This is a genomic window from Nostocoides sp. (genome assembly GCF_035343835.1).
In the GTDB taxonomy this organism is placed as follows: Bacteria; Actinomycetota; Actinomycetes; order Actinomycetales; family Dermatophilaceae; genus Nostocoides_A; species Nostocoides_A vanveenii.
Map to the genome: position 1 here is coordinate 1 of NZ_DAOQZV010000191.1, position 6,253 is coordinate 6,253.

Annotated in this window: 7 protein-coding genes; 1 reads left to right on the plus strand and 6 read right to left on the minus strand. The window is 70.4% G+C overall.

The window, feature by feature from the left end; all coding sequences use genetic code 11:
- On the plus strand, window positions 1–199 hold a 199-nt coding region (locus tag PKH97_RS12435), incomplete at its 5' end, for a hypothetical protein (RefSeq protein WP_324387794.1).
- Here PKH97_RS12435 and scpB read toward each other — a convergent pair.
- The 6 genes from scpB to PKH97_RS12465 form a co-directional block, all read right to left on the minus strand.
- A complete protein-coding gene (scpB, locus tag PKH97_RS12440; RefSeq protein WP_324387797.1) occupies window positions 194–820 on the minus strand; it encodes an SMC-Scp complex subunit ScpB in 627 nt (208 codons plus the stop codon). The genes PKH97_RS12435 and scpB overlap by 6 nt on opposite strands.
- Window positions 817–1,710 carry a ScpA family protein gene (locus PKH97_RS12445; RefSeq protein ID WP_324387798.1) on the minus strand — a complete coding sequence of 298 codons (894 nt, stop codon included), beginning with the start codon at window positions 1,708–1,710 and terminating at the stop codon, window positions 817–819. Before PKH97_RS12445 ends, scpB begins: the two co-directional genes overlap by 4 nt.
- 22 nt (window positions 1,711–1,732) lie before the next feature.
- Entirely contained in the window at window positions 1,733–2,626 is an 894-nt protein-coding gene (locus PKH97_RS12450; protein ID WP_324387799.1) for an AAA family ATPase, read from the minus strand.
- Between the two features lie 60 nt (window positions 2,627–2,686).
- The gene (gene xerD, locus PKH97_RS12455) at window positions 2,687–3,622 is read right to left on the minus strand and encodes a site-specific tyrosine recombinase XerD (protein ID WP_324387800.1); all 936 of its coding nucleotides are present in this window, start codon (window positions 3,620–3,622) and stop codon (window positions 2,687–2,689) included.
- Window positions 3,619–4,734, minus strand: coding sequence for an alanine dehydrogenase (gene ald / locus PKH97_RS12460; RefSeq protein ID WP_324387801.1), 1,116 nt, complete (start codon window positions 4,732–4,734; stop codon window positions 3,619–3,621). The genes xerD and ald overlap by 4 nt, the downstream gene beginning before the upstream one ends.
- 113 nt (window positions 4,735–4,847) lie before the next feature.
- Window positions 4,848–6,253, minus strand: a 1,406-nt coding sequence (locus PKH97_RS12465; protein WP_324387802.1) for a DUF349 domain-containing protein, incomplete at its 5' end; no start/stop codon positions are given.

The window sequence follows — 6,253 nt, forward strand, 5'->3', positions numbered from 1 at the left end:
CATCGTGCAACGCCAGGACCGCTTCTACGTCGTCGCCTACGACGGCCTCGACCCGCTGACCGGCAAGGAGCGACGCCGCTGGCACCCAGCCGGCCGGGACCGCCACGAGGCCGTCCGCCACCCTGGCCACCGCCCCTTTGCCCGCGGCCCCCGCCACGCGCGTCATTGCCGCCATTTCGGGCGGGCGGGGGCGTCATGACCGCCCCGCTTCGGCGAGGTCGTCGAGAGTCTCGACGGCGGGCAGATAGGGAGCCAGCGCGGGCAACTCGCCCAGGTCACGCAGGCCGAGCCGCTCCAGGAAGTAGCCCGTCGTCCCGTAGAGCACGGCGCCGGTCTCGGACTCGGCGCCGGTCTCCTCGATCAGGCCACGCGAGAGCAGGGTGCGCACAACGCCGTCGACGTTGACACCGCGCACAGCGCTGACCCGGCCGCGGGAGATCGGCTGTCGGTAGGCGATGATCGCGAGCGTCTCGAGGGAGGCATGGCTGAGCTTGGCCTGGGCGCCGTCGAGGACGAAGCGTTCGACGGCGGCGGCGTACTCGGGCCGGCTGTAGATGCGCCAGCCTCCGCCGACCTCGCGCAGCATGAAACCGCGACCGTCGTAGTCGTCGACGAGCGCCCGTAGCGCGTCAGTGACCTCCGGGAGCGGGATCTCCAGGGCGGTCGCGAGGGCGATATCGCTGACGGGCTCATCGACGACCATGAGGATCGCTTCGATGGCCCCGGGCACCCCGCCGGGCATGGCCGCAACGTCCAGGACGTCAGGTTCGACCTCGGGGGGCGGGCCGACGGCTGGCGCCGGCTCGGTGGTCTGCGTCATGCGTGCTCCTTGATCGGTCCGGCATCGGCCGGCGGCGCCAGGTCGGATTCGTCGAATTCGTCGCTCACGGTGATCTCGCCGTCGTCGGCGCCCGTCCAGCGCACGGTCAGCTCCCCCAGCGCTTCGACCTGCTCGAAGGACACCGACGCCTCCCGGTAGAGCTCCAGCAGCGCCAGGAACCGGGCGACGATGACCAGCGTCGAGTCGGCGTCGGCAATCAGGGTGCGGAAGGTCGCGACCTGATGACGGCGCAGGCGCTCGCCGAGGATCGCCGCCTGTTCCTGGACGCTGACGGCCGGCGCGTGCAGGTGATCCAGGCCGACGCTGAGAACGGCCTTGGGGGTCATCGCCCGGGCGGCGATCTTGGCAAGTTGTTCGGGCGAGACGCCGATGATCAACTCGGGGAGCAGGGCCGCGAAGCGCGGCTCCAGACCTCCCCGGCGGGCGACGCTCGCCCGGTTGACGGCCAGTCGCTCCGCGAACTCGCCCGCCACGTCCTTGAAGGCGCGATACTGCAGCAGCCGGGCGAAGAGCAGGTCACGCGCCTCGATCAGGGCGATGTCGTCCTCGTCCTCGGGGCGCACCTGGGGCAGCAGGCGGGCAGCCTTGAGGTCGAGCAAAGTAGCCGCGACGAGCAGGAACTCGCTGGCTTGCGACAGATCCCAGTCGTTGCTCTCGCGGCGCTCGCGCAGGTGCGCGATGAACTCATCGGTCACCTGGGCGAGCGCGATCTCGGTGATATCGAGTTTGTGCTTGGCGATCAGGCCGAGCAAAAGGTCGAAGGGTCCTTCGAAGACGTCGAGGTGCACCTCGAACGCGGTGCCGGATGCCCGGCGGGTGAGCACCCCGCCGGGGACCTCGCCCTCACTGAGCAGCAGGTCGCTGGTCATCGCGCGGCGTCCCGGCGCCGGGTCACGGGGCGCTGCCGCGGGCGATCAACTCGCGCGCGAGCTGCCGGTAGGCCGCGGCACCGGGGTGGGTGGCGGCATACGTCGTGATGGGTTCGGCGGCGAGCGTTGCGTCCGGGAACTTCACGGTGCGCGCGATGACCGTATGCAGCACTTGGTCGCCGAAGTGCGCCACCACGCTCTCGACGACCTCGCGGCTGTGCAGGGTGCGGCCGTCATACATCGTCGCGACGATGCCGTCGATGCGCAGGCCGGGGTTGAGCCGGTCGATGATCTTCTCGATCGTCTCGACGAGCAGGGCGACGCCGCGCATGGCGAAGTACTCGGTCTCCAGCGGGATGAGCACGCCATGGCTGGCGGTGAGGGCGTTGACGGTCAGCAGACCGAGGGAGGGCTGGCAGTCGATGAGGATGAGGTCGTAGTCGTCCATGACCGGGCGCAGCACCCGGGCGAGCACCTGCTCGCGGGCGACCTCACCGACGAGCTGGACCTCGGCGGCGGACAGGTCGATATTGGCCGGGACGATGTCGAGGCCGGGCACGCGGGTGGGCCGGATGATCTCGCGGATGTCATGGCCGCGCTCGATGAGCAGGTTGTAGATCGTGACGTCGAGATCATTGCTGTTGACGCCCAGGCCGACCGAGAGCGCCCCTTGGGGGTCGAAGTCGAGCAGCAGCACCTTTCGCCCGCACTCGGCGAGCGCCGCGCCGAGGTTGATGGTGGTCGTCGTCTTGCCGACGCCACCCTTCTGGTTGCACAGGGAGATGACGCGGGCCGGGCCGTGACCGGCGAGCGGGGCCGGGTCGGGGAAGACGGGCAGCGGGCGGCCCGTAGGCCCGGTCGTGCCGACGACGGCCGCCTCGATGCCGGGGAGGACTTCGGTCTTGTCCACCGTCATTCCTCCACACCCTGCCGATTGCCGTCGCGGTCAGCCTCGCGCCGATCGGCCTCGACCCTATCAGCGCGCTCGGGGATGAGCCGCGGCATAGGTCTCGCGGAGCTGGTCGATGGTGACCTTGGTGTAGATCTGCGTCGTCGTCACCGACGCGTGGCCGAGCAACTCTTGGACGATGCGGACATCCGCCCCGCCCTGCAGCAAGTGGGTGGCGAAGGAGTGCCGAAGCGTATGCGGTGTGACCGCGGCCCGCACGCCGGCCCGGTCCGCCGCTGCCTTGAGAATCCCCCAGGCGCCTTGCCGGGTCAGGCGCCCCCCGCGGTGATTGAGGAAAAGCGCTGGCGAGGCGCTGCGGCCGCCGACCGCGAGGGTAGGGCGGGCCCGGATCAGATAGGCGTCGAGGGCGGCCCCGGCATAGGAGCCAAGGGGCACCAGTCGTTCCTTGCCGCCCTTGCCGCGCAGCCGGACGACGCCGGCACCGGGCACGATGTCGTCGAGATCCAGCCCGGTCGCCTCGGAGACGCGGGCGCCCAGCCCATAGAGCACCTCCAGCAGAGCGCGGTCGCGCAGCGCGGCCGTCGTGTCCCCGACGCCGGCGGCGTCGAGGATGGCCTCGACCTGATCCAGCGGCAGCGCCTTGGGCAGACGGGCAGCCGTCTGAGGTGGCGAGACGGGGCGAGCCGGATCGGTCGGCAGCACGCCGTCGAGGGCGAGAAAGCGATGGAAGGTCCGGACCGCGACCAGCGTGCGGCCTGCGGAGGTCGCGGCGAGGGCCCGGTGCTCGGCGTCCCCCTGCCGCAGGGCGGCGAGGAAGTCGGTGATCGTTGCCTCATCGACCCGTGCGAGATCGTCGATGCCGCGGGCGGCGAGGAAATCGGCATACCGGCGCAGGTCGCGGCGATAGGCCGCCAACGTATGCCGTGACAGCCCGCGCTCGACCTCGAGGTGGACCAGCCAGGCGTCGATCGCCCGCGCGGTGCCGGCGCCGGGCACGCTCACGCCAAGAGGTCGGCGACGTCCTGGCAGGGCAGGTCGAAGGCCGCCGCGACACCCGGGCAGGTGATCTGCCCGTCCTGGGTGTTCAGACCCTTGGCGAGCGCGGGATCGGCCGCGAGTGCGGCCTGCCAGCCGGAGTCGGCCAGGCGCACGGCATACGGCAAGGTGGCATTGGTCAGGCCCCAGGTGGAGGTGTTGGGGACGGCGCCGGGCATATTCGCGACGCAGTAGTAGATGGAGTGGTGCACGGTGAAGGTGGGGTCGGCATGCGTGGTCGGGCGCGAGCCTTCGAAGCAGCCGCCCTGGTCGATGGCGACGTCAACGAGGACCGAGCCGGGCTTCATCTGGGCGACCATCTCGTCGGTGACGAGTTTGGGGGCCTTGGCGCCGGGGATGAGCACGGTGCCGATGACCATGTCGGCGCGCAGCACCTCCTCGCGGACCGAAAAGGCGGACGAGGCGATCTGGCGCACGCGGTTGTCGTAGCGCCAGAAGCTCATGCGCAGCTTGTCGAGGTCGGTGTCGAGCATGGTGACTTCGGCGCCCATGCCGAGCGCGATATTTGCCGCATTCTGGCCCGCGACGCCGGCGCCGAGGACGACGACCTTGGCATTGGCGACGCCGCCGACGCCGCCCATCAGGACGCCCCGCCCGCCGTTGGCCTTCATCATCGAGTGGGCGCCGACCTGGGGCGCGAGGCAGCCGGCGACCTCGGACATCGGATAGAGCAGGGGCAGCATCCCCGAGCGGAGTTGAACCGTCTCGTAGGCGATCGCGGTGACCTGCCTGGCGAGCAGTTCGTCGGTCAGTGGCCGATCGGCCGCGAGGTGGAGGTAGGTGAAGAGCGTTAGTCCGGGCCGAAGGCGGTGGTACTCCTGGGCGACCGGTTCCTTGACCTTCATTACCAGGTCGGCCTCGCCCCAGACGTCGTCAGCGTCGTCGATGATGCGCGCACCCTGGGCGACGAAGTCGGCATCGGCGATGGCACTGCCCTCGCCGGCGCCCTTCTGGATGAGCACCTCGTGTCCGTGCGCGACGAGTTCCGCCACCCCCACGGGCGTGATGCCGACGCGGAACTCGTTGTTCTTGACCTCGCTGGGGACGCCGATCTTCACTGCGTGACTCCCTTGTCCGGGAAAGGGATCCGCGGTGACGACGATGTCATCGCGGCCGGCGGGTTGGATGCTCGCCGCCAGGCATTTTATGCCCGCGCGGCGGCCGGTCAGCGTCAGCCGCCGAACTCGGCCAAGCCGCCCCGCGCCTGGTCGAGCCAGGCCCGCTGGGCGGTGAGCTTCGCGGTCAGGTCGGCGACCTGCTTGGCGTTGCCCTTGGCCTCGGCGGCAGCGAGGTCGGCCTCCAGCTTGGCGACCGACGCTTCCAGCTGGGTGGCGAGCGAGTGGGCGCGCGAGGCGACCTCGGGGTTGGAGCGGCGCCACTTGCGATCCTCGGCGTCGCGGACAGCGGACTCGATGCGGCGCAGCCCCTTCTCGGTGCGCTCGATGTCGGCGCGCGGCACCTTGCCGGCCTTGTCCCACTTGTCCTGGATGCCGCGCAAGCCCGCCTTCGCGACCTCGAGGTCGGTGACCGGGAGCAACTTTTCGGCATCGGCGAGCAAGGCGAGCTTGACCTCGAGGTTGGCGCGGTACTCCTCGTCCTCGGCCGCCACGACGGCGTCCTTGGCGTTGAAGAAGCTGTCTTGGGCCGACTTGAACTGCTCCCAGAGGGAATCGTCCTCGGCGCGCGAGGCCCGGCCGGCGACGCGCCACTGATCCATCAGCCGCTTGAAAGCGCCGGCAGTGGCCGCCCAGTCGGTGCTGGTGGCCAGGTGCTGGGCCTCGGCGACGAGCTTCTCCTTGGTGGCTCGGGCGCCGGCGCGCGTGGACTCCAACTCCGCGAAGTGGCTGCGTCGGGCCTTGTCGAAGGAGTTGCGAGCCTTCGAGAAGCGCTGCCACAAGGCGGCCTCGATCTCCTTGTCGAGCCGAACCCCGGAGCGCTGGTGCTCCTTCCAGGTGTCGAGCAGGCTGCGCATGGTTGCGCTCGCGGTCTTCCATTGGACGCGCTCGACCGGAACGGCCGCGATCTGCTCGGCCGAGGCGACGAGGGCCTCGCGGGCGGTCTGCGCCTCGGCCTTCGCCGCAGCGCGGGCCTCCCCCTCGGCCTGCCGCTTGCTGGTCAGCTCGCCCTCGATGGTGCTGACCAGGGCGTTCAGCGCCGCGAGGTCGCCGACGACATTGGCGTCACCGATGTGCTTGCGCAGGCCCTTGAGGCCTTCGGCGACATCCTTGGCGGTGACCTCCGGGACCGCCACCCGCTGGTGCAGGAGTTCGGCCGCGGCGAAGAGCTCGTCGTATTTGCGGGCGAAGTAGTTGAGTGCCTCGTCGTTGCTGGCACCGGGGTAGGAGCCGACGGCCCGCTCGCCCTCGCCCTCGACGACATAGACGGTCCCGTCAGCGTCGACCCGCCCGAAGCGGACAGAGTCGGAGTGCGGGTGGGCCGGCGCGGCGGCCGGCTTGAGCTTGGCCGCGAACATCGCCGGGCTCGGCATGCCCGGTCGCGGACCCGGCTTGGGCGCGGACGGTGCCGGTAAGTAGCTATTCATGAGCGCGGGCTGGCCGCTGTGGAAGAACGCGAGCG